Origin of the sequence: Achromobacter sp. B7, assembly GCF_003600685.1 — a bacterium.
GTDB lineage: Bacteria > Pseudomonadota > Gammaproteobacteria > Burkholderiales > Burkholderiaceae_B > Achromobacter > Achromobacter spanius_B.
Genome location: NZ_CP032084.1, coordinates 2,517,049 through 2,542,387, shown reverse-complemented (window position 1 = coordinate 2,542,387; position 25,339 = coordinate 2,517,049). Strand labels below are relative to the sequence as shown.

Annotated in this window: 21 protein-coding genes and 2 pseudogenes; 9 read left to right on the top strand and 14 right to left on the bottom strand. The window is 59.3% G+C overall.

Annotated elements, in window-relative coordinates; all coding sequences use genetic code 11:
• Window positions 1-29: 29 nt before the first annotated feature.
• From DVB37_RS11450 to DVB37_RS11440, 3 genes are all read right to left on the bottom strand, one after another.
• On the bottom strand, window positions 30-746 hold the full coding sequence (locus DVB37_RS11450) for a glutathione S-transferase family protein (protein WP_104143734.1): 717 nt from the start codon (window positions 744-746) through the stop codon (window positions 30-32).
• Window positions 743-1,732, bottom strand: a complete 990-nt coding sequence (locus DVB37_RS11445; protein WP_120155191.1) for a DMT family transporter — start codon at window positions 1,730-1,732, stop codon at window positions 743-745. The genes DVB37_RS11450 and DVB37_RS11445 overlap by 4 nt, the downstream gene beginning before the upstream one ends.
• A 132-nt stretch (window positions 1,733-1,864) precedes the next feature.
• On the bottom strand, window positions 1,865-2,770 hold the full coding sequence (locus tag DVB37_RS11440) for an alpha/beta fold hydrolase (RefSeq protein WP_120157457.1): 906 nt from the start codon (window positions 2,768-2,770) through the stop codon (window positions 1,865-1,867).
• Between the two features lie 88 nt (window positions 2,771-2,858).
• Between DVB37_RS11440 and DVB37_RS11435 the strand changes: the two genes are divergently transcribed.
• Together DVB37_RS11435 and DVB37_RS28650 are read left to right on the top strand one after the other, a co-directional pair.
• Window positions 2,859-3,239 carry a MerR family transcriptional regulator gene (locus DVB37_RS11435; protein ID WP_120155188.1) on the top strand — a complete coding sequence of 127 codons (381 nt, stop codon included), beginning with the start codon at window positions 2,859-2,861 and terminating at the stop codon, window positions 3,237-3,239.
• A gap of 25 nt (window positions 3,240-3,264) precedes the next feature.
• A pseudogene (locus DVB37_RS28650) lies at window positions 3,265-3,372 on the top strand (PIN domain-containing protein); the annotation flags it as partial.
• A gap of 7 nt (window positions 3,373-3,379) precedes the next feature.
• Here the strand turns inward: DVB37_RS28650 and DVB37_RS11425 are convergent.
• Window positions 3,380-4,312: a LysR family transcriptional regulator gene (locus DVB37_RS11425; RefSeq protein WP_120155185.1), complete on the bottom strand. Its 933-nt coding sequence runs from the start codon at window positions 4,310-4,312 to the stop codon at window positions 3,380-3,382.
• Window positions 4,313-4,455: 143 nt separating this feature from the next.
• Between DVB37_RS11425 and msuE the strand changes: the two genes are divergently transcribed.
• The 3 genes from msuE to DVB37_RS11410 all read left to right on the top strand — a co-directional run bounded on the left by msuE (window position 4,456) and on the right by DVB37_RS11410 (window position 7,180).
• A complete protein-coding gene (msuE, locus tag DVB37_RS11420) occupies window positions 4,456-5,037 on the top strand; it encodes an FMN reductase (protein WP_104143730.1) in 582 nt (193 codons plus the stop codon).
• 99 nt (window positions 5,038-5,136) lie between these two features.
• Window positions 5,137-6,120: a DUF1852 domain-containing protein gene (locus DVB37_RS11415; protein ID WP_120155183.1), complete on the top strand. Its 984-nt coding sequence runs from the start codon at window positions 5,137-5,139 to the stop codon at window positions 6,118-6,120.
• Between the two features lie 31 nt (window positions 6,121-6,151).
• Window positions 6,152-7,180 (top strand): methionine synthase, encoded by a 1,029-nt coding sequence (locus DVB37_RS11410; protein WP_046805863.1) that lies wholly within the window; start codon window positions 6,152-6,154, stop codon window positions 7,178-7,180.
• Window positions 7,181-7,263: 83 nt separating this feature from the next.
• Here DVB37_RS11410 and DVB37_RS11405 read toward each other — a convergent pair whose 3' ends face one another.
• The 5 genes from DVB37_RS11405 to DVB37_RS11385 form a co-directional block, all read right to left on the bottom strand.
• Entirely contained in the window at window positions 7,264-8,247 is a 984-nt protein-coding gene (locus DVB37_RS11405; protein ID WP_120155181.1) for a tripartite tricarboxylate transporter substrate binding protein, read from the bottom strand.
• Between the two features lie 749 nt (window positions 8,248-8,996).
• Window positions 8,997-9,806 carry an abortive infection family protein gene (locus tag DVB37_RS11400; RefSeq protein ID WP_162941200.1) on the bottom strand — a complete coding sequence of 270 codons (810 nt, stop codon included), beginning with the start codon at window positions 9,804-9,806 and terminating at the stop codon, window positions 8,997-8,999.
• 18 nt (window positions 9,807-9,824) lie between these two features.
• Entirely contained in the window at window positions 9,825-11,786 is a 1,962-nt protein-coding gene (locus DVB37_RS11395; RefSeq protein ID WP_120155179.1) for a DUF3732 domain-containing protein, read from the bottom strand.
• On the bottom strand, window positions 11,783-12,271 hold the full coding sequence (locus tag DVB37_RS11390; RefSeq protein ID WP_120155177.1) for a three component ABC system middle component: 489 nt from the start codon (window positions 12,269-12,271) through the stop codon (window positions 11,783-11,785). The genes DVB37_RS11395 and DVB37_RS11390 overlap by 4 nt, the downstream gene beginning before the upstream one ends.
• Window positions 12,268-13,491, bottom strand: a complete 1,224-nt coding sequence (locus DVB37_RS11385; protein ID WP_120155175.1) for an ABC-three component system protein — start codon at window positions 13,489-13,491, stop codon at window positions 12,268-12,270. Before DVB37_RS11385 ends, DVB37_RS11390 begins: the two co-directional genes overlap by 4 nt.
• Before the next feature lie 607 nt (window positions 13,492-14,098).
• Here DVB37_RS11385 and DVB37_RS11380 point away from each other — a divergent pair.
• Window positions 14,099-15,700, top strand: a complete 1,602-nt coding sequence (locus DVB37_RS11380) for a hypothetical protein (protein WP_162941199.1) — start codon at window positions 14,099-14,101, stop codon at window positions 15,698-15,700.
• Window positions 15,701-15,727: 27 nt separating this feature from the next.
• Here the strand turns inward: DVB37_RS11380 and DVB37_RS11375 are convergent, their stop codons facing one another.
• Window positions 15,728-16,864 (bottom strand): DUF3800 domain-containing protein, encoded by a 1,137-nt coding sequence (locus DVB37_RS11375; protein WP_120155173.1) that lies wholly within the window; start codon window positions 16,862-16,864, stop codon window positions 15,728-15,730.
• 405 nt (window positions 16,865-17,269) lie between these two features.
• On the opposite strand from DVB37_RS11375, the gene radC reads away from it, so the two are divergent.
• Window positions 17,270-17,776: a DNA repair protein RadC gene (gene radC / locus DVB37_RS11370; protein ID WP_120155171.1), complete on the top strand. Its 507-nt coding sequence runs from the start codon at window positions 17,270-17,272 to the stop codon at window positions 17,774-17,776.
• 185 nt (window positions 17,777-17,961) lie between these two features.
• Here radC and DVB37_RS11365 read toward each other — a convergent pair whose 3' ends face one another.
• Complete coding sequence (locus tag DVB37_RS11365; RefSeq protein ID WP_120155169.1) at window positions 17,962-18,771, bottom strand: hypothetical protein; 810 nt, start codon at window positions 18,769-18,771, stop codon at window positions 17,962-17,964.
• 623 nt (window positions 18,772-19,394) lie between these two features.
• On the opposite strand from DVB37_RS11365, the pseudogene DVB37_RS11360 reads away from it, so the two are divergent.
• Window positions 19,395-20,022 (top strand): annotated as a pseudogene (locus DVB37_RS11360) (DUF932 domain-containing protein); the annotation flags it as partial.
• Between the two features lie 287 nt (window positions 20,023-20,309).
• Here the strand turns inward: DVB37_RS11360 and DVB37_RS28340 are convergent.
• The 3 genes from DVB37_RS28340 to guaB all read right to left on the bottom strand — a co-directional run bounded on the left by DVB37_RS28340 (window position 20,310) and on the right by guaB (window position 24,298).
• Complete coding sequence (locus DVB37_RS28340; RefSeq protein ID WP_162941198.1) at window positions 20,310-21,047, bottom strand: hypothetical protein; 738 nt, start codon at window positions 21,045-21,047, stop codon at window positions 20,310-20,312.
• Between the two features lie 98 nt (window positions 21,048-21,145).
• Complete coding sequence (guaA, locus tag DVB37_RS11355) at window positions 21,146-22,738, bottom strand: glutamine-hydrolyzing GMP synthase (RefSeq protein ID WP_120155167.1); 1,593 nt, start codon at window positions 22,736-22,738, stop codon at window positions 21,146-21,148.
• Between the two features lie 99 nt (window positions 22,739-22,837).
• Window positions 22,838-24,298 (bottom strand): IMP dehydrogenase, encoded by a 1,461-nt coding sequence (gene guaB, locus DVB37_RS11350; RefSeq protein WP_046805860.1) that lies wholly within the window; start codon window positions 24,296-24,298, stop codon window positions 22,838-22,840.
• A gap of 296 nt (window positions 24,299-24,594) precedes the next feature.
• On the opposite strand from guaB, the gene DVB37_RS11345 reads away from it, so the two are divergent.
• Window positions 24,595-25,260 (top strand): DUF2239 family protein, encoded by a 666-nt coding sequence (locus tag DVB37_RS11345; protein ID WP_120155165.1) that lies wholly within the window; start codon window positions 24,595-24,597, stop codon window positions 25,258-25,260.
• Window positions 25,261-25,339 lie beyond the last annotated feature (79 nt).

Here is a 25,339-nt window from a genome sequence, read left to right as displayed (position 1 = left end):
TCCTATTACGCTCGTTCTGGATCTTCATTTCAAACCGCTCGCGACGACGCAGGCGCGAAATTTGAGGGGAACAAGGCCCGCTTGGTCTCGTCGTCGTTGACGGTTTTCCATTGGTGGCTTTTGCTGAGCGCCCGGGCGCGCGCAACCGCCGGGCGTGCATCCACGCCGGCGAACCAGCGCTTCAATTCCGGAAACGGCGCCAGCGGATCTTCCGAGCCCTTGCGCACGCGCGAGGCCCGATCAAGCCAGCCCCACGCCGAAATATCCGCGATGGTGTAGCAGTTACCCACGATGAATTCGCGCCCCTTCAGATGCTCGTCCAGCACCTGATAGTGCCGGTCGGCTTCGCGGCGGTAACGGTTGACCGCGTAGTCCAGACCATCCGGCGCGGCAAACTGAAAGTGCACCGCCTGACCGGAAAACGGACCCAGGCCGGACGCAATGAACAGCAGCCACGACAGCAGCTCAGGCCGATCTTCCGGCGTGCCCGTAAGCTGGCCGGTCTTGTCGGCTAGATAGATCAGGATGGCCGTCGAGTCGAACACGCGCGCTTCCTTGCCGCCAGGGCCGTCAGTGTCAACAATGGCCGGCACCTTGCCGTTCGGGTTGATGGCCCGAAACGCCGGCGTGTGCTGCTCGCCTTTGCTGGTGTCGACCGGCACGGCTTCGTACTCCAGCCCGGTCTCTTCCAGGAAAAGCGCGATCTTTGCGGGGTTAGGCGTCGGATGAAAGTAAAAACGGATCATGGCTGTTGTCTCGCTGTCGTGGTGGTCGATGGGACTGCTGCTTTGCGCTTGGGACGGGCCGCCAGCAGCACGCCGCCAACGACGGCAAGAAGGGCAATGCCCTCTTCCCACGACGGCAGCTCGCCCAGGACGGGAATGGCGGTCAGCGCGGCAACCGCCGGGATCAAGGCAATGATGGCCGTGGCGGCGGACGGCCCCAGCAGCGCAACGGATCGGTTGAAGGACACGATGGCCACGCCGCTCATCAAGACGCCTTGGTAAAACGCCTGCAAAGCAATTTCGCCGGCCGACGCCAAACCAAGGCGGCTGAGGCCGGCAACCAGGTAGATCGGCAGAAACAGCACGGCCGACCAGAAGCAGATCAACGCCGCGGCCTGCACCGGCGTCAGCGCGCTGCGCCGAAACAGCAGCGTATAGACGGCCCACATCGCGGCGGCAGTAATCAGCGCCAGGATCCCCACGGGGTTCGCCACCCCGTGCGCCGAGGCGCCGCCGGCAATCATGCAGACCAATCCGATGACGATGGCCAGATACCCCAGCCAGCGGCCCCAGCCCTGCTTTTCTTTCAGGAAGACCCAGGCAAAAAGCCCGACAAAAACGGGCATCAATGTCGGCGCGACTGCCGCCGCCCGCCCGGCTGACGTGAGCTGTAGTCCCAGAGCTACCGCCAGGACAAAAGGCATGCCCCACAGACAGGCGTACAACAGTCCTTCACCCCATTGTTTGCCGGATATGCGCCCGGAACCCCGCAGCAGCACCGGAAAAAGAATCACAGCGCCGATACCGAACCGCAGCGCGGTGACATCCCACAAGCGCAGTTCGCGCGTCACGCTAAAGCGCGTCACCACAAACCAGCCGGCAAAGATCAACACGCTGAGGCCCGCCCAACAGAGTCCGTGGAGAGTCTTGCGGGAGGGTCGCGGAAGATGGGGGACGGGAACGGGTCCGACGGGGGCATCCTGGACGGGGTCGGCAAGTTGCGTCATGCGGTGGCCTTCCGTGGGGCAAGCGGTTTGACGAAGGCACGTGCGTGGCAGGTACCCGAGAACGTCCGGGGATTTTATATCGATCGCCATAAAACATGCCAGCGTTGATATTTGCGCTGGGCACATGAACGGCTAACGCCGCGTCGCGGCGTCAGCAAAGGCGGACAAATCGCGGTTGAAACGCTCGGCCTCCTCCAGAAAGGGAGCGTGCCCCGAGTCTGCGTAGAACTTGCCGATGGCGCCGGCGTTCAAGGCCTTGGCGCGATTGAAGGACGGTTGGGGCTGCACCAACGCATCACGCGCGCCATAAATCAACAACAGCGGCTTATGCATGGCCCCCAAGCCCTTGGGCGCATTCAGCGACATACCATGCACGGCGTTCTGCATGCTCTGGGAAGCCATGGCGGCATTGGCCAGCAAACGCTGGAACGTCCGCGCGTCAGGCTGGGTGGCAAAGCACAGGGCCACAAATTCGCGTTCAGCATCGAGATGCGTCTTGAGATCTGGCGATGCCATTCCTTTGTAAGCATGCGGCTGCGACACGATTTGTTCCGGTTTCAGTTCGATGACACCCCCCACGTACACAGCACCGCCGATTTTCTCGTCACCATAGGCAGCCAGATAATTCGTGGTAACTGCCGCGCCTAGCGACCATCCCACCAAGACGGGCTGCCGGGCGCCTGACCCCGCAATCACCGCAGCCAGATCATCCGCCCAACGGCGTCCATCACGGTAGGCATCGGCACGCTCAGGTTGCCCGGACAGGCCATGCCCCCGCATATCGAAAGTGATCAGGCGGTACCGCTGCAACTGAGGGCTGTTGACCTGCTTTTCCCAGCTAAGGTGGCTGCCAAGCAAACCGTGAATAAAGATGATGGGCTGACCGTTCGGGTCACCGGCCTCTTGCACCGCGATGCGCACGCCATCAGGCGCCGTCACTGTGTATGGATCTACTGCGGCCCGCGCCAGCGTGGATAGAACCATCAGGGCCATTGCGGCAAACCCCTTGCGCCAATGGATGAAAGCGCTGAAAGACATCATGTTGAAGCTCCTTCGAATGGAAAGAGCCCAGGCTAAAGCCTGACATTAGTGTCACAGTCAAGCACTAGGTGATAAGGTTCGATCCATGAATAAAACTGAGTCCACCACCCTGCTGAAGATCGGCGCGCTGGCGCAAGCAACCGGCGTCAGCGTACGTTCGATTCGTCACTACGATCAGCACGGCTTGCTTGCGTCAACGCGTGCCCAGAATGGCTACCGCGCCTTTGACGCAGTGGCCGTCACTCAGGTCAAGCAGATTCAGCGATTGATCGCCACCGGCTTCAGTTTGGAAGAAATTCGCAGCTTTCCGGGTTGCATGTTGCTGATTGAAGGGGCGAAGGCATGCGCGGATATGAAGGATGCGAAGCGCAAACGGCTGGCGATCTTGGAGAAGCAGATAGCGGCGCTGGAAAGACAGCGCCAGCGGTTGCGAGGCATGCTGATCGAGGGGGGCAGGCACGAGTGAGCCTTCGGCTTTCGTTTATTGCGACATCCAGATCTTCGATGCCTGCGTACTCTACCCCGCGCCGCTGCGTGACTTTCTAATGTAGCTGCGACTGTCAGCACGATTCCGTGCCCGCTGGAGTCGCGACATTCACTGTAGCGCTACCGTGATTGTCCATTGGCTTCTTGCGCCACAGCGGTCGGCGCGTCGGTGCCCGGGTGGCGGGCCAGTTCGATGAATGCCCGCACGTAATCAATGGCGCTGTCCGCTTCGCGCGCACCCAGAAAAATCTGCTTGGCGATGCCGCGTACGCCCAGCCGCACCGGCACCACCTCCATCCGCGCCGCGTATTCCTCGACCAGCCAGCGCGGCAGAGCGGCCACACCGCGTCCGCTAGCCACCATCTGCACCATGATGTCGGTGGTTTCGATGGCTTTGTGGCGCTTGGGCGTGACGCCTGCCGGCAGCAGGAACTGGTTGTAGATGTCCAGCCGCTCGATGTCCACGGGGTAGCTGATCAACACTTCCTGCGTCAGCTGTTGCGGCTTCACGTACGCAGCCGTTGCCAGGCGGTGGCCCTTGGGCACGACCAGCACCTGCTCGTAGTCGAACACAGGCTCGAACTTCAGGCCCGGCTTGAACAGCGGGTCGGGCGTCACCAGCAGGTCGATCTCGTACCCGAACAGCGCGCCGATCCCGCCGAACTGGAACTTCTGCTTGACGTCCACATCCACGTCGGGCCACGCCGCCAGATACGGTGAAACCACCTTCAGCAACCATTGATAGCAAGGGTGGCATTCCATGCCGATGCGCAGCGCGCCGCGTTCGCCCTGCGCGAACTGGCCCAGTCGCTCTTCGGCCAGGTCCAGCTGCGGCAACACGCGGTTCGCCACCGCCAGCAGGTATTGGCCGGCCTGGGTGAGGCGCAGGCTTCGCCCTTCACGCAGCCAGACGTCGGTGCCCAGCTGCACTTCCAGCTTCTTCATGCTGTGGCTAAGGGCCGACTGGGTCAGGTTCAACACGCCCGCAGCGGCCGTCAACGACCCTTGCTTTTCGACCTGCTGGACGATGCTGAGGTGGATGCGTTCAAGCATTCAGATGATTCCTGCTCATGGATAGGTGAAATAAAACCATTTTACTTCATCGTTACCCTCCTCTAGCATGCGGTTCCAGCTTGATGCTGCAACTGCACAAAGACAGATGCCGCGCCGGGCAGCTCTATTCATGTGAAGCAAAGATGACACGTCCACTCCGTCTAGTCGCAGTTTCCGGCGGACTGCAACGCCCCTCGAAGTCAGCGGCCCTGGCAGAACACCTGCTGGACCTGATCGCCGACCATATTCCGTGCGAACAACACCTGGTTGAACTGGGTGAGCTCGCCCCGCAACTGGCCGGCGCCGTCTGGCGCTCTCAATTGCCCGACACGGTGGAGCGCGAGCTTGGCGCGGTCGAACAAGCGGACGTCCTGGTGGTGACAACCCCGGTCTACCGAGGCTCGTACACGGGGCTGTTCAAGCACTTCTTCGACTTCATCCATCAAGACGCCCTCATCGACAAGCCCGTCCTGTTGGCGGCCACCGGGGGCAGCGAACGCCATGCCCTGATCATCGATCACCAGTTGCGGCCCTTGTTCAGCTTCTTCCAGGCGCGCACCTTGCCGCTGGGCGTCTACGCGACCGACAAGGATTTTGCCGACTACCGCCTGCACGACATGGCCCTGATCGAACGGGCCAGACTGGCGGTCCAGCGCGCGTTGCCCTTAATCGAATTGATGCGCCATCCAAGCACCGCCGCCGCACAAGAACCGGTAGCAGCCTGAAGCAAAACCCATTCAACGCCGCCCGCAGCGGCCATAGCGTCCGTCGCCTGGCGGCAGCCGGCTTCGTATTCCATTCGCCAAAATCAGCACACCATCACCATGAGCAACGCGTTCACTTTCAACATCAAGAGCATTCCTTTTGATGAAAATTATCAGCCGTCCGACAACACGCGCATCACGACCAACTTCGCCAATCTGGCGCGGGGCGCGAGTCGCCAACAGAACCTTCGCAACACGCTGAAGATGATCGACAGGCGCTTCAATAGTCTGGCGCATTGGGACAACCCCAAGGCAGATCGCTACACGGTCGAACTTGAAATCATCTCGGTTGAAATGAACATTGCCGCCAACGGCGGCAGTGATGCGTTTCCGCTGATTGAAATCTTGAAGACCAATATCGTCGACCGCCACAACAACGAACGCATCGATGGGATCGTCGGCAATAACTTCTCTTCGTACGTGCGCGACTACGACTTCAGCGTGCTTTTGCAAGAGCACAACAAGAACAAATCCAGCTTTAGCTCGCCTGACGGTTTCGGCGACTTGCACGGCAAGCTGTTCAAGCACTTTGTCAGTTCCAGCGCCTACAAAGAACAGTTCAGCAAGCCGCCGGTTATTTGCATCAGCGCCTCAAGCAGCAAGACGTACCTGCGTACTGAAAATCAGCACCCCATCCTGGGCGTTGAATATCAGCAAAGCGAATTCTCGCCAACGGACCAGTACTTCGAAAAAATGGGCTTGCAGGTCCGTTACTTCATGCCCCCGGGCAGCGCCGCGCCATTGGCCTTTTACTTTCAGGGCGACCTGCTTGGCCACTACACGAACCTTGAGCTGATCAGCATCATCAGCACGATGGAAACGTTCCAGAAGATCTACCGCCCCGAGATCTACAACGCCAATTCCGCCGCGGGCAAGGTCTATCAACCGAGCCTGAAGAATCAGGATTACTCGCTGACACAGATCGTCTATGACCGCGATGAGCGCAGCCAGCTTGCCGTGAAGCAGGGAAAGTTCACGGAAGAGCACTTCATCAAACCCTACAAGCACGTGCTGGAAAGCTGGGCCGCCAACTACGCGCACTAATCACTCAGATAACACACGAGACCAACTGATCATGAAAAAACTACTGCCCACCTCCACCGCCGGCAGCCTGCCCAAGCCCTCGTGGCTTGCACAGCCTGAAAAACTTTGGTCGCCTTGGAAACTGCAAGACGAAGAGCTGGTCGAGGGCAAACAAGACGCCTTGCGCCTGGCGCTGCAAGAACAACAGCATGCGGGCATTGATATCGTCAGCGACGGCGAGCAAACCCGTCAGCACTTTGTCACGACGTTCATCGAGCATCTCGACGGCGTCGATTTCGAAAAGCGCGAAACCGTTCGAATCCGTGATCGCTATGACGCCAGCGTGCCGACCGTGGTGGGCGCCGTCAGCCGTCAAAAGCCGGTGTTTGTTGAAGACGCCAAGTTCCTGCGCCAGCAAACCAAGCAACCCATCAAATGGGCGCTGCCAGGCCCCATGACGATGATCGACACGCTGTACGACGCCCACTACAAGAGCCGCGAAAAACTGGCCTGGGAATTCGCCAAGATCCTGAACCAGGAAGCCCGCGAACTGGAAGCCGCAGGCGTGGACATCATCCAATTCGATGAGCCGGCATTCAACGTGTTCTTCGACGAAGTCAACGACTGGGGCATCGCCACGCTGGAACGGGCGATTGAAGGCCTGAAATGCGAAACCGCTGTGCACATCTGCTACGGCTACGGCATCAAGGCCAACACCGACTGGAAGAAGACGCTGGGGTCCGAGTGGCGTCAGTACGAGGAATCGTTCCCCAAGCTGCAAAAATCCAATATCGACATCATCTCGCTGGAATGCCACAACTCGCACGTGCCGATCGATCTGCTTGAACTGGTTCGCGGCAAGAAGGTGATGGTCGGCGCCATCGACGTGGCAAGCGATAAGGTGGAAACGCCCGAAGAAGTGGCCAATACGCTGAGAAAGGCGCTGAAGTTTGTGGATGCCGACAAGCTGTATCCGTGCACGAACTGCGGCATGGCGCCGTTGTCGCGGGCTATTGCGAAGGGCAAGCTGCTGGCTTTGAGCGAAGGCGCGGAAATCGTTCGCAAGGAACTGTTGGGCTGATACTGAGCTGCACCATGGAGTCAGACTGCATTTTTGCGCTGGCATCGGTGAAATTGCAGTCTGACTCCTTATTTCTTATTTCTCTACTGTTCCTTCAGCCCCAATGACTTCATCAATGGGACGAACAATTTCTTCTCGTCCTGCACACGCGCGGTGTAGTCGGCCACGCTCAGCGGTAGCGCCTCGGCGCCGGCGTCCAGGAATCGCGCCTTGATCTCCGGCCTCGCCAGCACCTTGTTGATTTCGCCGTTCATGCGATCAACCACATCATCGCGGGTGCCAGCGGCGGCATACACGCCGAACAGGCTGTCCGCGAAAACGCCGTCAATGCCCGCCTCAGAAAAGGTTCGTATGTCCGGCGCCACGGCGGCCCGTTGCCGGCTCGCCACCGCCAGCACCTTCAGCTTGCCCGCTTGCACCATGGGGAAGACCGTGGCCGGTCCAAACGCAAAGTCGATCTGGCCCGCGGCCAGGTCTTGTATCGCCGGCGCCACGCCGCGATATGGCGCATGGGTGGCCTGCATGCCGGTAGCCTGCTTGAGCAGCTCGCCAGCCAGATGCGGCGTCGTGCCGTTGCCGGCCGACCCGTAGTTAAGCGGATTGGGCTGCTTGCGCGCGTATTCGACGAACGCTTCAAGCGTGTCGACGCCCAGCGAGGACCGGACAAACAGGAACAACTGGCTGTTGGCCAACAAGGCAACCGGCCGCAAGTCCCGCTGCGGATCGAACGGCATGCTGGTGAACGTCAGCGGGTTGACCGATTCGGTGGTCGATGGATTGAGCAAGAAGGTATGGTTGTCTCCGCCGTTACGCACCACCTCGGCGCCCGCCACGTTGCCGCCCGCCCCGCCCCGATTCTCCACGATAACGGTCTGCTTCAAGCCCTCGGCCAAATGCGGCTGAACCGTGCGCGCCAGCACGTCGACCAGCCCGCCAGGGGCCAATCCCACAACCAGACGCACCGGCTTGGTCGGCCAGGCCTGAGGCGCCGTTTGCGCCTGGCTGCCCGTCGCCCAGCCAGTCAGCGCCAGCATCATCACGGCCAGGCAATGTCTACGCAACAGCATCCGATTCTCCTTCTGGGCCGCCACCGCGCGATCCTGCGTACGGTGCGTCAGGTGCCGCACCCCGGTGAACCACCTTGATGCCTCATCGCGGCGGAGCCCTGCATCTGGCGCTTATTCTTCACAAAAGTTTAAGCATAAAGAATCCCGGATAACCCTAGTTTGCGGGGTAGGAGTGGGCGAGGCTTGGCGAGATTGCTTTGGTTCGAACAAAAAAAAGGGAGGACTCGAATTCGAGCCTCCCATTCTTATTGCAAGGTTCACCGGCAAGCGGCTTAGCTGATCAGCAACAGCCGCTGACCGTTGACTTGGCGTACTTATTTAATATCAATACATGCTGTCCATATGCGCTCGCCAGCGGTAGCGCCCCCAAAGACGTTACTCCCACTCGATCATCAACAAGCCGTCCAAACCCGCATGGTTAAAGGACTTGGCTGTGATCGACATGGGTCTATACCGTCGCTTTTACCGTCATAAACGCAGATCTTTTGCTGGCGCGGGAGATGGAGCGATTCGTGAGGGAGCGACGTTTTTGACTTCATCATCAATCCAGCCAAAGGATACCGAAGAACGTCGCAGCTTGTCATTACTAGGTGTCATTTTCTGCTCGAATCTCGCGTGTGGCTCCAGCGAGACCCAGGTGACTCGGGCAACGTGATCAACTGCGCTTGAACCAGATCCTGTGTTGGCGTCGACGACACCGGCTGCTCACACGGCGTCCGCCCAATCCATTGGCCTGTGCCGTTGGCCGTTCAAACCCTCCGAATCGCGCCGAGCCAGCGCTCCATCACGAAAATCACGACGGTGTGCGATGCATGGACAGCCAAACGCGCCTCAGACGCCACGATTCTGGGCGGTTCGACGCCGCGTCCATGTGCCGACCCAATGTGAGTCCTGTAAGCGCCAACGCCATCGACGATGGAAGCAAGGCCTTGCAAGATTCTTTTTTGGTCATCTTGCAGGGTGCGGTCAATGTTCAGGCCAAGATGCTGCTGCACCACTTTCCAAAGCGGGCCGATGGTCTGAACGGTTGGCATATCCAACTGGCGCGTCTCGATGTAGGTCTTGCACAGCGCCTCAATGATGGCGCTGGATGCCGTGATCGCCGCGTGCGGATCGCGATCAACTTGCGAGATGGCACGTTCGAACTCTGCTTCGATGGACGAAAAGTCGCCCGCCTTGAAAAAATCTGCGAGTGACTTTGCAGCCGGGCTCGCCTCGGCCAGAGTGATGAACCCGTTCATCTGATAGGTCAACTGGTTCTTGGACAAGCTGGCTCGGATGCGCTCCTGGCCGGGGCCAATCTTCTGATTCCAGTCGTTGGGCTCCAGGTCCATGAACTTCTGGATGACCTGGCCAAGCACTAGCATGGGATCGGCGGTGGGATCATCGTTGCAGCGTCGAAGCCAACTGCTGCACTTCGTTTCGCAGTTTCCTTCGGGCACGCTACCCGGAGCACCACTCTCCATAAACAGGGAGTTCAGTGTTGAGTGGCTGTAGTAGTGCTCGGCGAGAACAGACGAAACGGCACCAATGACGGAGTTCGGAATCTTGGTCGTCATGCCTCTTCCCTACTCTGGTCACGACGATGACCGTGGCAGCAAAGGCCAGTCTTCCGGCACCAGTGCTGGGGGCTTCGTCCAAGGCTGCTCAACCAAAGCATCCTGGAACCATTGATCTCGAAGGTTCGCGTGTTCGGTAACGATGAGCTGAAAGCCTGGCACGTCATCCTGCGTGAATTTCAGCAACAGTTCGAATAATCGGCGCACCGCCGCCAGATCGGCGTCCGCTTCCGTTTTCTGAACAGACCCATCGGCTTCCTGATAGACCTTCTCCGACGGGAAATAAACTTGGGTTGGCTGGTCAATAAGCAGAAACTGAGGAATCGGGCAGTTGTTCTTCGCGGCGAAGAGATGCAGAGCCAACAATGCTGAGAGGTGATACGCCAGATGGTTCTCACCGCCGCCAGTTCGACTCATCGGTACCGGACGGTCTGGCCGATCAAAGACGATGGTGAGATGGTTGAGATCGAGCCGCGCAGGGAAGGCGCTGAACTCCGCTTCGAAGGTCTCTATGTAACGTGACACCTGCGCCGAGATGTTGTTCAAGATGGAAATCAGTCGGTCATGGCTGTCGTCGGCGCCAACTTTCTTCTCCAGTTCTTCGACCTTGAACTTAAGGCGGCGCTGTTCTGCCTCACGCGAAGCAAGCTCCGCATTGGGGACGAGGTTCTCTAGAAACAAGCTAACGCGACCTACGACCCGCGCAGCTGCATTGTTGCGCGTCCCCATTTGCGCAATCACCTCATTCGCGGCGATCGCCGCTGAAAGCTCGGCTTCCTTGCTCTTGATTGCGTCTACGACTTCTCGCACCTTGTCATCCTGTTCGGTCAGGTAGGCCTCCAGCTTGGGGCGTTGCCCGGCCACGATGCTCATCTCCTCGTCGAGCGTCGTCAATTCGTCGAGGAGCATTTTCGCAACAGGAGACTCCAAAGCCAGATTCGCTTCGCAGAATGGCCATTGCCATTCACCCGTCTCAGGATTTTTGGGAAGAGCCTTGATGGAAGCGAGCCGATCTTTCTGTTCCAGCGCCTCGCTCTCAAAACCACCAGCCTGCTTCGAAAACAGGCGGGCGGCATCAATCTTGGACTGAACCTCGCGTCGATCCTTGCGTAGCTGGCCGATCTCTTCTTCGAGCCGAGATACTCGGTGACCATCGTCCTCGGGAACCGAGGCTGGCTTCCATTCCAAGGCAGTACGCAAGGCGTCGATCACGCCATCCACCCCAGCCTGTTGGTTCTCCAGCCCGATGATGCCGACCGTCTTGGCCTCTGAGAAAAGACCGATACCCTTCTGCTGGGACGTGTCTATCGCGTCGCGGGCTTGCTCCAATAGCTTTGCATTGAGCTTCAGTTCTCGCTGGGCAGCGCGCAGCTTGACTTCCAGTTCGTACCGATCGCTGGAGGAAATGCCGAGAAGTATCGGCAGCGTGTCACGGATCGCCTGTGACTGAAACCCTTCATTCTGGCGATAGAAGAGCTGATCCTTATTAGCGACAATTCCTTGTTTCTGGAACAGGTAATAGTAGGTGTGCTTGACGTTCGCGTCGTAGCTCACTCGGCTGTGCTCGATCGCGACATCGGTTCGGTTTTCAGGAATGCCGAGCAACCGTGACAACAGTGCAACCACCGCATCGTCATCGGTGTTGACCACTAGATCCTTGAAGTCAGGGACTGCCAGCTGATTTCCCCGTCGCTGCATGGCGGTGCTGCAACTCGTCCCCCCGGCAGTTGGCGTGGGCTTCGCGATCAAGACCTGTTCCTGGGGAAACTGATAGATCACAGCGAACCAAGCCACTTTGTCGCGAATGATGCCTTCGGGGACATTGAAGGTCGAGCGCCCCATGCAGTATTCAACAATCTCAGAGAGTGCTGATTTTCCGGTAGAGGAGCGTCCGGTGATGACGTTCAGGCCATCCACCTTGAACTGAAGATCTCGACGCTGGCCATCGTGGCTGTAGATGTGAATCGACTTGATCTTCATGGGCGTATTCCAAAGGTCGTGTACACCGTCACGCGGTCTGCGATGCGGGCAAATTCTTTTCCAACGATACGTGCGACACGCTGGCAGGAAACGGATTCTTCAGTCCCTGTCACAGACTTTCGAACCCGGCCCGATACGGTCTTCAACCGGCCATCCTGCGATACGTCAAAGCATCCCCGCTCCATCAGCAAGCCGAAGGCCTCCAGTGCGAATGGCAACATGTCGCTGGTCCGCTCGGCGAAGCCAACCAGGAGTTGAGGATTCTTCTCGACGATCTTCAGCAGATAGCTGCGAGAGTTTCCCGAGATCACTTGACGAGCGTCTTTCTGCAGACACAGTGGCAACACGAGCAGCGCGAGAGAAAAAGGCATGCCATCCGGGTTCTCTTCCTCATAGCCCAGCAATGCCCTGAACAACACAAGGCCACAGAAGGCTGGATTGAAAAGATTTCTGACTTCGAATGGCCGTTGATCCCATCGCTTCATTCCGCAGCCCCCAACACCTGACCGACACGGTCGAGGAAGCGAGGGTGCCAGTAGACCCTTGGAAGCGGCCGGCTGTTGGCAAGAATATGAAATCCGCCACGGACCACGTAGGGTTCGGTCACGCGCTCCCGGATGCGAAGCGTGCTGCTGTTGCCACTCTCCAGGTCAACCCAGCGATACAGTGCTTTGCCTGCGTCCAGAAGAACCGCATCGGCGCTTTCGTCATCGAGCTCTTCGAACACCACATCCCGATAGCGGCTCCATTCATCGACAAGGCGGTCTTCGTACTCTTCCATTTCGCCCGAAATCAGGAGGCTCTCGCGAGCCCAGGAAGATCGCTGCTCGAAAGCCCGGTAATAATCCAGGATAGCGTTGCGGATGCGGTTGGAGGCAACACCAATTTCTCGCAGTTGCACAACGAAAAGCCGTGGATCGTTGTCTGCGTCGATTTCTCCAGCCGGCACCTTGCCTCTGAATGTGATCGGGAGGTTGTCTGATTTGTACTCCTCGGAAAATGAGGAAAGCTTGTCTGAGACCTCGTAGCCGAAGATTGGCTCGGTGCGCTTTCCGACCAGCAGATTGACGATGGTGTCATTCCACCAACCTTCGAGACGCTCAAAGATGGCATCTCGGTTGTCACGTTGGATGCTGCGCATGTGCTGGTCTTTGATGATTGATGGCACATCCTCGATGCGAGGTCCGCCATCAAAGATCACGATGCGCGAGAGAAAATCTTCTTTCTCGTCGTCGTTGAGCTTGTGAAACTCTTCGGCGATTGAACTGATGAGTTTCGATTCGGTCTTGGCAAGGACATCGGACGCGACTTGTGACAGCGACGTAGTTCCGCCGCTTTCCGAAGGCGCTTCCAACAGGAAGCGCTGTAAGAAGGACGTGCTTGAAACAGTGCCGGTCGAAAACAAAAAGAAGCGAAGGCTGGCCTCACTACGTCCATCGCGGTTGTAGCGGGCCAGCCAGATTCGGACCGACTTCCAGAAATCCGTGGATAGGTCCGTCAGGCGATCACCAACCCCTTTGTGCTTGAGAGAGGCCAGGGTCTTGACACCATTCTTGTCGATGAAGTCAAGGTCATCATCCTTTTCAATCAGGATCGACGTACTCTCCGGCAGTTGCAAAAGCCTCAGCAGACCGAAGCGAGGCTGATAGATGTACCCCAAGCCTTGCTCGCCCGCGGCGTATTGATCGGCGGAAGCCCCTGCCATGCTCAAGTCTCCATGTCGTTTTCCCTATAGCCTCGCCCCCAAGTCCCTTGGGGTGGCCTTGGAGCATAGTAACAAATAGATTCCTCCATCCAGCGTCAGTCCACAAGTACTGACGTCACGAAGATAGGGCCACCTGTAGTGCATCGTTGCGCATCTCGCTGTCTGGCATGTAGGCGTTGCCCTGTGCCCCATACCAATTGACGACCATGCGGCTTTGACCCTTAGGCACATCCAGCCCTGACGGCCCTGCGCGCCTCGCTTGAGGTGGTCAAGGACGCACGGTACCGCGATGCGACGGCGGCCATCTTGGCGCATAACCCTCTGGGTGGGCATCTTGAGCCCAACAGCACCAGCATGGCATGACTCAGAAAATCAGGGCACATTGACGCTGCCAGAGTTGCCATGCAGGACCACACTATCGCTGTGGGATACGCGACGGCATCATTTCCCAAGCAACGTCTCCGTAAGCCTGGGGACTTCACCTCATTCTCTTACTCGCACCTTGGAGCAACTTGGGCGTCGCACGAAACCCACGGCATATCTCCTGCTTTGTCCCCAAGTGCATGTAATCTTTGCCGATAAACGAAAGGACGCAAAAGACCACGCTATGACAGCTCCTGCCCAAATTGACACCACCAGCTTGCTGACCATATTGGGCGTTATCGCCGCAGTGTGGGCACTGATCTCGCCTGCCAGCAGACTTCGACTTCGCTTCTGCATGACCTGGGCGGATTGGATTGTCGGCGGCGCGGTCTTTCTCATCATCCACTATTTGGTATTTGCGCCTGCTTTGGAAAAGCTCGGGCTGTACTACAGCGCGGGGCCGTGGAAATGGGGGCTCGATAGTTCGAGCGCGGTCTATCTGCTCCTTCTCTCTGTCGTCTTCTACTTTTTCTGGCGGACGAGATCTCCCACGCTGGTCCGGGGAAGAATCCGCGTCTTTCGTGAATTGATTGAAAACTTGCATCTCACCAAGCGCTACGACGAGCTGGTGTTGCTGGTCGAACCACAACTGCCGAAGCTGATTCTCCTGACCAAGCAGCAGTCGCTGCTTGCCGGTTGGGTTGATCGTCTCCATCCGCCCAACATTGACATGGCCGCACTCTTGCGCGGGGAAACACCTCGTGCAAGGCCGGCTTGGCGGCAGCGCTGGAGTGCCGCGCTGCAATCTTTGAAGTCCTGGATATTGACGCGTGACGAAGCCAGCACGCAGGCCCGCGAAGTCCTCTTAAATCTGGTCACCTCTCCCGAGCTGACCATCCACCTGGCCATGGCCCACCCGCACTTCGGCCTCAAGCTCCTTGAAGCTGACGAGGCGATACGCTCTGATTTTATCGAGCACTACATGGATGCACTACTTGATGCGCCAGGTAGCCGTCTTTATGTCGAACTGAAGAACAATCAGAATCTGAATGGTGGGAGTCGCCTGTTCCTGCCGAAGAACAACCGACTGCTTCACTTCTTTTTTTCCGATGCCGCTGCGGCGCTAAAGAATGGCCTGGACAAGGCTATTGGCGACGCGGTATGCCGGCGACTGGATGAAGATCGCAAACTGGTCGAAAAGCTCAACGAATCCTTGGGCTCCTACTACGACGCAGGGAGATTCCGTTGCCCGATCAATTCGGGCATAACGCTCTTTGAGATCATGGTTCACGAGGGCATCCACCAGGGTCTGCAAGACCATATGTGGCTGCACTATTTCGGGCACTTCGCGGAAAAGATCCTGAAGCAGATGTCTGTGCCACCTGACGAAGAGGCCTATCAGGAATGGCCGACGCCGTTTCACTATCTTCTCTACCGCATGGTCAACGTCGCCACAGATTGGGCCGAACAGTGCGCGCGCATCGATGATTCAGAGATTCCAGAGGCCACGCGTACCGCCGATGGCTTTGACCGGCACTACATTTCAAAAGAAGCCACCAAGGTGCTTGGCACTATGCTGGAAGACATCATTCCAAGCGAAAAACTTTCTGCATCGTTCAAGACCTATCTGCTGGAAGTTGCCATTCGCAGTCACATCAAGCTTCAGCGTGACCACAAGCTGGCTGACGTTGCATCCTCGTTCATGACCGCCGTGATCCGGGGCGCGGCTTCTCCGACAGAAGCCTCCTATCGGGTTGAGCTTCGGAATGTGTTCGGCCGAATGGACCACAGGATGAGACACGAAGCGGCGCAATTCGAGGAAGCCCTGGACGCTTCGCTTGCATGATGTCCAAGATGCATAGCATTTAGCGCGTCAGCGCGAGCCTCTTGGCGCCCGAGGGCCGGAAGTTGAAGCATCAAAGCCTGCGCTGCGAACATTAGCAGTCGGCACGACTTGATTGAGGCCGTAGCCTGTCCGCTCATCCCCTTCGGAGATGAGCCGCATGATGGCCTCGTGCAGGTCGCGCGACACCGACGTGCCAGCGTCCGTGTCACGAAAGAAACGCATCGTGGCGCCAGCCACAATATCGGCCAATTGCAGGCCGATCGCCTGGTGCGACTGAGAAAAATCGATGCTGGCCTCTTCCTCAAACCGATAGTCAGACTGTGGCGTGTAGGGCAGGTCCATGGTGCTGCCCAGGTGTTCGGCGGTGGCCTTGCCCTGACGCAGGATGCTCTCCACCTCGAACTGCTGGTCATGCACTAGCCGGAGGCCAGCCAATCGCCGGCCATAGTAGCGATTCATTCGGGCGTAGATGTTCGTGAAGGACGTGAGGTTGGGTAGCATCCAAACCTGCTTTGAATGCTTGTTGATATCGGGAGGCGGAAGAAACCGCCGCCAGGGCTCGCCTTGAGCATCACTTAGCTCCCGGTACTCGGTCTCGGCCATCTCAACCATGTGGCCGATGCCCTGGGCGATTTGCACTGCCGCTCCCTCATAGTTCGATTGTTTCGCCATTTCGCGCAGGCTCGCGAACAACGCACGAAGTGTCGCGTCATCTGGCGTCTGGCAGGACGCGACGAACGTGTCCAGTACGTGCTCTGACGCGTGGAAATGCAGGAAATCGGCAACTGTGTTTCTGAGGAAGTGCAGCTCGACCGACTCCGGGTAGCCGAGACAGGGTGGGAGAAGCTGGAACGACGTGATGCTCATGCAGATGAAGTAACGCTTGTCGACCAGCTCAACGAAAAGAGGCGCCGGGCGGTCCAGTAAGGCGTTAATCACGTCAGCGGAAAACTTTGGCTTGGAGACCAGTGACTTCGACTTGAGTTCACCAGGAGCAACGCGGTGGCGACTTCGCAGTTCACTGACGAGGCCTCCCCAATCATGGCCATCTTCAAGTCCGACGCCGGCCAATGCAAAGTAAGGCTGGCCTTTGAAGTCATAGCCATTACCGCTGTTGATCATGTCGCCGCTGTGGCCGCTTTCATCGATATAGATGGTGGTCATGGTGCCGGCAATGTTCTCCGCAATAGGATTTTCTTCACATCTGCAATATCTTTTGACGTCTCCGGCCAAGAGTACACGGCCGGCCGCGCTGTCGTGCTGCGCATCGAGCCACCTACGGCGTCTCGCCCCATTCGGGCTTCCATCGTTCCCTCACTCTGCTCGGCTGACGCCTCCGGCCCGTTGATTCGGACCTGCGCGCTGCGCTTGCCGAAGAACGGGTGTGTACGGTGGACGGTATGTGGGGCGGTCTTGCTGTTCCCTTCACCGTATCACGGCGTTCTCGCCGTCAAGGGCTTCGCGCCTTTGGCACTTGCGGCCGTGGCCGTCTCCGACCCCTGACTGCTTGCGCTGCGCCGTGCTGCAGCCGGTTCCGGGCAATTCCGCCCGAGCAACTGGAGCACGATCATGTCGCAACTTTCCTTGTCACTCGATTCTTCCCTGCTGGTGCGTGACGACCAGGGGCGTTACCTCATGACGACCGCCGACCAGATCTTGGAAGCCGCACGACAAATCATCGACCAGAAGATCAGACGCGGCGCCTCGTTCACGTCGCCGAGCGAGGTCAAGGACTATCTGAAGGCCAAGCTCTCTGGCTACGAGCGCGAAGTGTTTGCCGTGATGCTGATGGATACCAAGCATTGCCTGATTGAGGACGTCGAACTGTTCCAGGGCACCATCGACCAGGCGGCAGTTTATCCACGCGAGGTGGTGAAGCTGGCCATGCAGCACAACGCGGCGGCCATGATCATTAGCCACAACCATCCGAGCGGGAACCCAGAGCCTTCGCGGGCCGACGAACTGCTGACCAAGCGCCTCAAGGAGGCACTTGCGCTGGTGGACGTGCGCGTTCTGGACCACATCATTGTGGCGGGCAACGACGCGACATCGTTCGCTGAGAGGGGCCTGATCTGATGCATGGGGGCTTTGCCCCCTTTTTTTGCTGTGCCCTGTGTGTCGGTCGCCGGCCTTCGGGCATGCCTCCAGAGGATTGGCCGGCAGCCCATCCCTGCCGCGCGTTGCTTGGCGCCCCTGAAAGCCGCCGAACAGGCTGCGCCTGATCGGCCCGAAACGAAGTCACCGAAGGGCCCCGTCGGCGGCTACTTGGCTCCGTCGCGTTCACGCTGACGGAGCCGCTTCACGTAGGGGCCATCGACCAGATCGTCGGCGCCCAGGTCCAACACACAGCTCGCCAAGGTAGCGAGCGTGTTGTCGGTGACCTTGAAATCGTTGGGCAGTTGGCCGTGGTTGCGCCCCCTGTTCTCGTCGATGGCTGCGAGCAGCGCCTTGATGAAATCCGCGCGGGACGGACGCGACGCCATGGTGGCGGCCGCGGTCAAGGGGTCTGTGGCTTCAATGACCGCGCCCTCGGCATCGGCGGCCAGCTCTTGCAGGAAGTCGCTCAGCGACGGCCAATACTTCAAATCGAACTGGCCGTGAAGAGCGTCGAGGCGCTCCTGGACATACGACGTGAAAAGGTAGTTGCGCTTGGCCGCCGCCTCGATCACATCGCACACGTGGTAGTGGGTGTCGGTGCTGAAGCCAGAGGTGTTGTGCAGATCGGAACGCTGCTGCAGCAGACCGGCCAGCTCTGCCGCCTTCCTCGCAATCTGCTGGTTGACGTTGCCGAGATCGCCTCGTGCGGTACGCGCCTGCGCGATCTTCTCCGGGCTCCAGAATGCGGCGGTGCTGAGGACAAGCCCTAGAAAGACCTGCAGCGCATGCGGATGTGCGTGGAGCTTGCCGTGCAGTTCCTCATAGGCCTCGGTGAGCTCGATGCCACGAGCAAGCAGTCGATCGGCAACGGCATTTTCACTGGGCAGGATGCGGTGCTCGACGTTGTAGCGCTTCCCCTCGATGAGGATGTTTTCGCAGATCTGCTTCGGATTATCGGATTGGAGTGCGCTCATGGCCGGTCTTTGATAGTGAACATGGCTGGTAGCGTATTTGACCAAGCCACTTCTGTCGGTACCCCAGTGCGCGTCATCGAACGGATGCTCAGGTACCCGGATACCGACCTAAGTCTGGACGTCCCCGGCCAAGAAGGCGGCCGGGCGCGCTGTCGTGCTGCGCATCGAGCCACCCTGCCCTGCGGTCCTGGCGTCTCGCCCCTTTCGGGCTTCCATCGTTCCCTCGCTCCGCTCGGCTGATGCCTTCGGCCCGGCGACCAGCTTCGGGCCTGCGCACTTCGCTTGCGTGCGGTCGGCACAAAGGGATGGCCGTTGCCTGTCCAGCCGTCTTCCTTGAACTCATCACCTTCTTCGCGACTGTAGCCCGCGGCCATGTGCCGTCAAGGCGCGCAGGGCCGTGTCCTCTGCAGCGCCTGCGGACCGCACCAACCCTGCGCTTGCCTCCTTGACGGCCCCCGTCCACAGGCTCCCTTCCGTCGCGGGCGATGAACTCAGGAAAGACGGTGGCAACGAGGCCAACCGGGTTCTTCGTGCCGACCGCACCGAACAGCCGAAAGGCTGGGCTCCGAATCTAGGAATCCGGTGAGGTTTCTTCAACAGCCAACTTTGTCAGGAGAAAGACCATGCAACTTGCTTCCCGCTTCGCTTCCCGTTCGCCAGTGCTGCGCTCGGAACGTCCTTTGTCGGATGACCAAATCCGCGCGGTGGCCCCGTCCATCTTTGCGGACGCCCCGCACGAAAGCCGCTCGGATCGTTACAGCTACATCCCCACCGCCACCGTGCTGAAGGAACTGCGCGGGGAAGGCTTCAAACCTTTGATGGTGTGCCAGACCCGCGTGCGCAACGACGACCGCCGCGACTACACCAAGTACATGATCCGGCTGCGCCACGCCAGCCAGATCAACGGCCGTGAGGCCAACGAAATCATCCTGCTGAACTTGCATGACGGCACCAGTAGCTATCAGATGCGCGCTGGAATGTTCCGCTTCGTGTGCCAAACCGGCCTGGTCTGCGACGACACCGTGGCGGACGTGCGCATACCCCACAAGGGCGACGTGGCCGCACATGTCATCGAAGGCGCTTACGCAGTCCTGCACGGTTGACCGGGCGCAGGAATCCCGCGACGCCATGCAGACCATCGCACTGGACGCCGGGGAATCGGAAGTGTTCGCCCGCGCTGCGCTGGCCTTGAAGTACAACGACGACAAGCCCGCGCCCATCACGGAAAGCCAAATCCTAATGCCGCGCCGCGAACGGTCGCCGCCAAGCCACCCGACAGGCCCAGGATCACTTCGTCGTCGCCCACTTGCTTGCGTCTCTATTGGCAAGTTGCATGGTTGATCCAATACTCTCAAAAATCGTTCACTTGATCGATTTCTGCTATGCAAACGCGAGAGGCACCCTGTTTGCCGAAAAAGTAGAGCCGCGCCTTCTTCTTGACGATCTTAATGAAGTCGAGTGTTGTCTTGCCCAGTTGCACTGTTGAAATCGCGCCGTCCTATGTGCCCGAGCTCATCAGATTACCAAACCGAGCAGCACTAGTAAGCCGAACGAACTTCTCTTCTTTGCAAGTCGTCAGGAAACCGAGGTAAATCCCGGAACCTCCATAAATTTTCGCGGTAATAATACGCAATTGCGTTCAAGGTTTCCCGACTCAGCGCTCGGTTCTTTCTGGCTTGGCGCCCATCCGGAATCCAATTTCCGCTTTCCCCCAGGTATGCCGCAAGAAGGCCGACCTGTTTGGATTGGCAATTTTTTAGCAATCGCCCATAAGATCTTTTTATTAGGTCTGCGGGCAGCATATCCACGAAGACCTCTCTCGGTTCCCGAACGCGCCCACTTTCTGCATCAATGACGTCCACGGCATGCATGGATCGCCACGCTTTCATCGGGCTACTGTCCGAAACGATCAGATGGGCAACTCCCACAAACGGAAAACCATGTCGAACCATGCCGTTTGCTTGCGAGAATCCGAAGTCATTAGGCGACTTGCCCTGAGCGTGAAACTTGGCGCGCACAATCTTGACTTCAACCGCTAGCGTCTGAGCTACCAGTAAATGATCACCTACATAAGGAATGATCAAAAGATCGATATCTCCAGGAAAGGACATCGCAGGCAATATGTCTCGAGATGGGACTGTCGTCGCGATCATCACCCCGCTATCAAGTCTCACCTTGTCGAAAAAAGAAGGCATGAGCTGTCTATAGCAATTACCAAACAGCACTGATTGACAGGCAAACCAAACACAGAGCCTCTGCTCGTCGTCTTGCTCCATAACCGACTTAGGCACAAAAAAAACCGGGGCACCATCCGCATCTCGCGGTGGTCTCCCCGGCATTTTCATTCGCACGTTAATTACCTAAAACGCCCAACTCACTCCCACTCAATCGTCGCCGGCGGCTTGCTCGACACGTCATAAACCACGCGGTTAATCCCGCGCACTTCATTAATGATCCGCGAAGAAACGCGAGCCAGCAGCGGGTGCGGCAGCGGCGCCCAGTCAGCGGTCATGAAGTCAAACGTCTGCACGGCACGCAAGGCCACAACGTACTCATAAGTCCGTCCATCGCCCATCACGCCCACCGACTTCACCGGCAGGAACACGGCAAACGCTTGCGAGGTCAGCTCGTACCAAGTCAGACCACTAGCCTCATCCTTGGTGTTCCGCAATTCTTCAATGAAGATCGCATCCGCACGGCGCAGCAGTTCAGCATATTCATGCTTCACTTCGCCCAGGATCCGAACACCCAGACCCGGACCCGGGAACGGGTGGCGGTAGACCATCTGCGGCGGCAAACCCAACGCAACGCCCAGTTCGCGGACTTCGTCCTTGAACAGTTCGCGCAGGGGTTCCAGCAGTTGCAGGTTCAGCGTGTCCGGCAGGCCGCCCACGTTGTGGTGCGACTTGATGGACGTGGCCTTGCCCGTCTTGGCGCCGGCGGATTCGATGACGTCGGGGTAGATCGTGCCCTGGGCCAGCCACTTGGCGCTTTGCTGTTTGCCGGCTTGTTCCTGGAACACTTCGACGAATTCGCGGCCGATGATCTTGCGCTTGGCTTCGGGGTCCGCAACGCCAGACAGCTTGCCCATGAATTGGGCGGTGGCGTCGACGTGAATGATCTTCACGCCCATGTTTTCGGCGAAGGTCTGCATGACCTGCTTGCCTTCGTCCAGGCGCAACAGGCCGTGGTCGACGAACACGCAGGTGAGCTGGTCGCCGATGGCCTTGTGGATCAGGGCAGCGGCCACCGAGGAGTCCACGCCGCCGGACAGGCCCAGGATGACTTCGTCGGTGCCGACTTGCTCGCGGATGCGGGCGACGGCTTCGGCGACGTAGTCGGGCATGTTCCAGTCGCCCTGGCATTCGCAGATCTCGTTCACAAAGCGGGCCAGCATGGCCTTGCCTTGGACGGTGTGCGTGACTTCGGGGTGGAACTGAACGGCGTAGAAGCGGCGTTCTTCGTCGGCCATGCCGGCGATGGGGCACGACGGCGTGGACGCCATCAGTTTGAAGCCCGGGGGCAGCTCGGTGACCTTGTCGCCGTGGCTCATCCAGACCTTCAGCATGCCGTGGCCTTCGGGGGTGGTGAAGTCGTCCAGGCCTTCCAGCAGCTTGGTGTGGCCGTGGGCGCGCACTTCGGCGTAGCCGAATTCGCGGTGGTCCGAGAAGCTGACCACGCCGCCCAGTTGCTGCGCCATGGACTGCATGCCGTAGCAGATGCCCAGCACCGGCACGCCCAGTTCGAACACGGCGTGCGGCACGCGCATCGAGCCTTCTTCGTACGCGGATGCGTGGCTGCCGGACAGAATGATGCCCTTCAAGCCCTGCGCCATTTGGTCGCGCACGAAGGCGTCGTCGACGTCGCCCGGGTGCACTTCGGAATAGACGCCGGCTTCGCGGACGCGGCGGGCAATCAGTTGGGTGACTTGCGAACCGTAATCAAGAATGAGGATGCGCTGGTGCATTGAGCTCTACCGATTAAATAAAACCGCACCGGCAGAACCGCGATTGTTAATGCGATTCTGCCGGTGCGTGATGCATGACATTGTAGTTGACTGTACGGATCAGTCGGCGCGGTAGTTAGGCGCTTCCTTGGTGATCTGCACGTCGTGTACGTGGGACTCGCGCACGCCGGCGGAGGTGATCTCCACGAATTCGGCCTTGGTGCGCATGTCGTCAATGGTGGCGGCGCCGCAGTAGCCCATCGAGGCGCGGATGCCGCCGACCAATTGGTAAATGATGGCCAGCACGCTGCCCTTGTAGGGGACGCGGCCTTCGATGCCTTCGGGGACGAGCTTGTCGGCGTTGTTGGCCGGGTCCTGGAAGTAGCGGTCAGCCGAGCCGTCCGTCATGGCGCCCAGGCTGCCCATACCGCGGTACGACTTGTACGAGCGGCCTTGGAACAACACGACTTCGCCCGGGGCTTCTTCCGTGCCGGCGAACATGCCGCCCATCATGCACGAGAACGCGCCGGCGGCCAGCGCCTTGGCGACGTCGCCCGAGTAGCGGATGCCGCCGTCGGCGATCAGCGGAACGCCCGTGCCTTCCAGCGCCTTGGCCACTTCGGAAATGGCATGGATCTGCGGCACGCCCACACCGGCGACGATACGCGTGGTGCAGATGGAGCCGGGGCCGATACCGACCTTGACGCCATCGGCGCCGTACTCGACCAGCGCGCGCGCGGCGGCAGCGGTGGCGATGTTGCCGCCGATGACTTCAACCTTGGGGTAGTTCTGCTTGACCCAGCGCACGCCTTCCAGCACGCCCTTGGAGTGGCCGTGCGCGGTGTCGACGATCAGGACGTCAACGCCAGCGGCAACCAGCTTTTCCACGCGTTCTTCAGTGCCCGCGCCCACGCCAACCGCTGCGCCAACGCGCAACTGGCCTTGGCCGTCTTTGCTGGCCATCGGATGTTCGGTGTTCTTGACGATGTCTTTGACGGTGGCCAGGCCACGCAGCTCAAAGCCGTCGTTCACGATCAGCACGCGTTCCAGACGGTGCTTGTGCATCAGCGCCTGGGCCTCGTCCAGCGTGGCGCCTTCCTTCATGGTGACCAGGCGTTCCTGCGGCGTCATGATGTTGCGCAGGGGTTGATCCAGGTTTTCTTCAAAACGCAGATCGCGATTGGTCACGATGCCGACCAGCTTGCGGCCTTCAACGACCGGCAGACCCGAAATGCCATGCTGGCGCTGCAACGCAATGGCGTCGCGCACTTTCATTTGGGGGGTGACGGTGACCGGATCGATCACGATGCCGAATTCGTGGCGCTTGACGCGAGCCACTTCACGGGCTTGCTGATCGGCGGTCAAATTCTTGTGAATGATGCCGATGCCACCTTCTTGGGCCATGGCGATAGCCAGGCGCGACTCGGTGACGGTGTCCATGGCGGCGGACACAAGGGGAATATTCAGGCTGATATTGCGGGTCAGGCGGGTGGCCAGGGAGGTGTCGCGCGGCAACACCTCGGAATACGCAGGCACCAACAACACATCGTCGAAGGTGAGCGCTTTTTGAACGAGACGCATGGGTAACTCCGGGCGCAAAGCAAGATTATACGCCGCCCGCTGATTTTTTCTAGGTGTCTACCCTAGGTTTATGCAGGGTTTTTTACAGGGTACGGCGCAGCTAGGCCGGCACGCATGGGCGCCGGAATCAGTGCCCGGGTTATAGCCCCGACTCATGAATCCCACAACTATTTTTACCCGGGCGTTATTGACATGTTATTTTTACCCGGGTCATAATTGCACCACGTTTCCGCCGCCGTTTCACAAAAGGCGTTGGACGCATCCAAGCCGATATTGGCCACCGGAACCCATACGCCATGACTGTCTCTGACCACTCGCCCACCCCCACCTACACCGCCTTTGAAGACCACCGAATACTTGCCGCCGGGCCGCTGGCCGACGTGGCGCTTGCCGTCAAGCGCGCCATGGACGCCGATGCGGCGCAAGCGCTGCTTGTCTATCAAGACGGCAGCGGCACGCAGACGGACCTGAACCTGTCCGGTTCCGACGCGCAGGTTGCCGACCGCTACCGTTCGCCCGATGGCGCGGCGGCCGTTGGCGCGGCGGCCGCTGGCGCGCCCCCCGAATCGAACGAGATCTCCGACAGCGCCGCCCTGGCGCCGCGCGGGCGCGGCCGGCCCAAGCTGGGCGTGGTGGCGCGCGAAGTCACGCTGTTGCCCAGGCATTGGGAATGGCTGGGCGCGCAGCCGGGCGGCGCGTCGGTGGTGTTGCGCAAGCTGGTGGAACAGGCTCGCCGTGACAACGACGCGCAAGGTCGGCAACGTCAGCGCCAGGAAGCCGCGTACCGGTTCATGGCCAGTATGGCCGGCAACCTGCCCGGCTTTGAAGAAGCCACCCGCGCGCTGTACGCCGATGACCGCGACCGCTACGCGCAATGTGTCGCCGCGTGGCCGGAAGACGTGCGCGGCTACGCGATGGGCCTGGCGTGGGATGCGCCGACGACGCCCCGGCCGCAGCCCTAGTCGCCGCCCCAGCAGCAGCCATAAAGGTAAAAAAAGCCATCAAGTTTCTGTACGATTCGGTTTTCGTCCTTCGCCCTTC

Coding starts and splice junctions, on each gene's coding strand:
- DVB37_RS11450 (WP_104143734.1), bottom strand. CDS start 746: ATGATCCGTTTTTACTTTCATCCGACGCCTAACCCCGCAAAGATCGCG.
- DVB37_RS11445 (WP_120155191.1), bottom strand. CDS start 1,732: ATGACGCAACTTGCCGACCCCGTCCAGGATGCCCCCGTCGGACCCGTT.
- DVB37_RS11440 (WP_120157457.1), bottom strand. CDS start 2,770: ATGTCTTTCAGCGCTTTCATCCATTGGCGCAAGGGGTTTGCCGCAATG.
- DVB37_RS11435 (WP_120155188.1), top strand. CDS start 2,859: ATGAATAAAACTGAGTCCACCACCCTGCTGAAGATCGGCGCGCTGGCG.
- DVB37_RS11425 (WP_120155185.1), bottom strand. CDS start 4,312: ATGCTTGAACGCATCCACCTCAGCATCGTCCAGCAGGTCGAAAAGCAA.
- msuE (WP_104143730.1), top strand. CDS start 4,456: ATGACACGTCCACTCCGTCTAGTCGCAGTTTCCGGCGGACTGCAACGC.
- DVB37_RS11415 (WP_120155183.1), top strand. CDS start 5,137: ATGAGCAACGCGTTCACTTTCAACATCAAGAGCATTCCTTTTGATGAA.
- DVB37_RS11410 (WP_046805863.1), top strand. CDS start 6,152: ATGAAAAAACTACTGCCCACCTCCACCGCCGGCAGCCTGCCCAAGCCC.
- DVB37_RS11405 (WP_120155181.1), bottom strand. CDS start 8,247: ATGCTGTTGCGTAGACATTGCCTGGCCGTGATGATGCTGGCGCTGACT.
- DVB37_RS11400 (WP_162941200.1), bottom strand. CDS start 9,806: ATGACGACCAAGATTCCGAACTCCGTCATTGGTGCCGTTTCGTCTGTT.
- DVB37_RS11395 (WP_120155179.1), bottom strand. CDS start 11,786: ATGAAGATCAAGTCGATTCACATCTACAGCCACGATGGCCAGCGTCGA.
- DVB37_RS11390 (WP_120155177.1), bottom strand. CDS start 12,271: ATGAAGCGATGGGATCAACGGCCATTCGAAGTCAGAAATCTTTTCAAT.
- DVB37_RS11385 (WP_120155175.1), bottom strand. CDS start 13,491: ATGGCAGGGGCTTCCGCCGATCAATACGCCGCGGGCGAGCAAGGCTTG.
- DVB37_RS11380 (WP_162941199.1), top strand. CDS start 14,099: ATGACAGCTCCTGCCCAAATTGACACCACCAGCTTGCTGACCATATTG.
- DVB37_RS11375 (WP_120155173.1), bottom strand. CDS start 16,864: ATGACCACCATCTATATCGATGAAAGCGGCCACAGCGGCGACATGATC.
- radC (WP_120155171.1), top strand. CDS start 17,270: ATGTCGCAACTTTCCTTGTCACTCGATTCTTCCCTGCTGGTGCGTGAC.
- DVB37_RS11365 (WP_120155169.1), bottom strand. CDS start 18,771: ATGAGCGCACTCCAATCCGATAATCCGAAGCAGATCTGCGAAAACATC.
- DVB37_RS28340 (WP_162941198.1), bottom strand. CDS start 21,047: ATGGAGCAAGACGACGAGCAGAGGCTCTGTGTTTGGTTTGCCTGTCAA.
- guaA (WP_120155167.1), bottom strand. CDS start 22,738: ATGCACCAGCGCATCCTCATTCTTGATTACGGTTCGCAAGTCACCCAA.
- guaB (WP_046805860.1), bottom strand. CDS start 24,298: ATGCGTCTCGTTCAAAAAGCGCTCACCTTCGACGATGTGTTGTTGGTG.
- DVB37_RS11345 (WP_120155165.1), top strand. CDS start 24,595: ATGACTGTCTCTGACCACTCGCCCACCCCCACCTACACCGCCTTTGAA.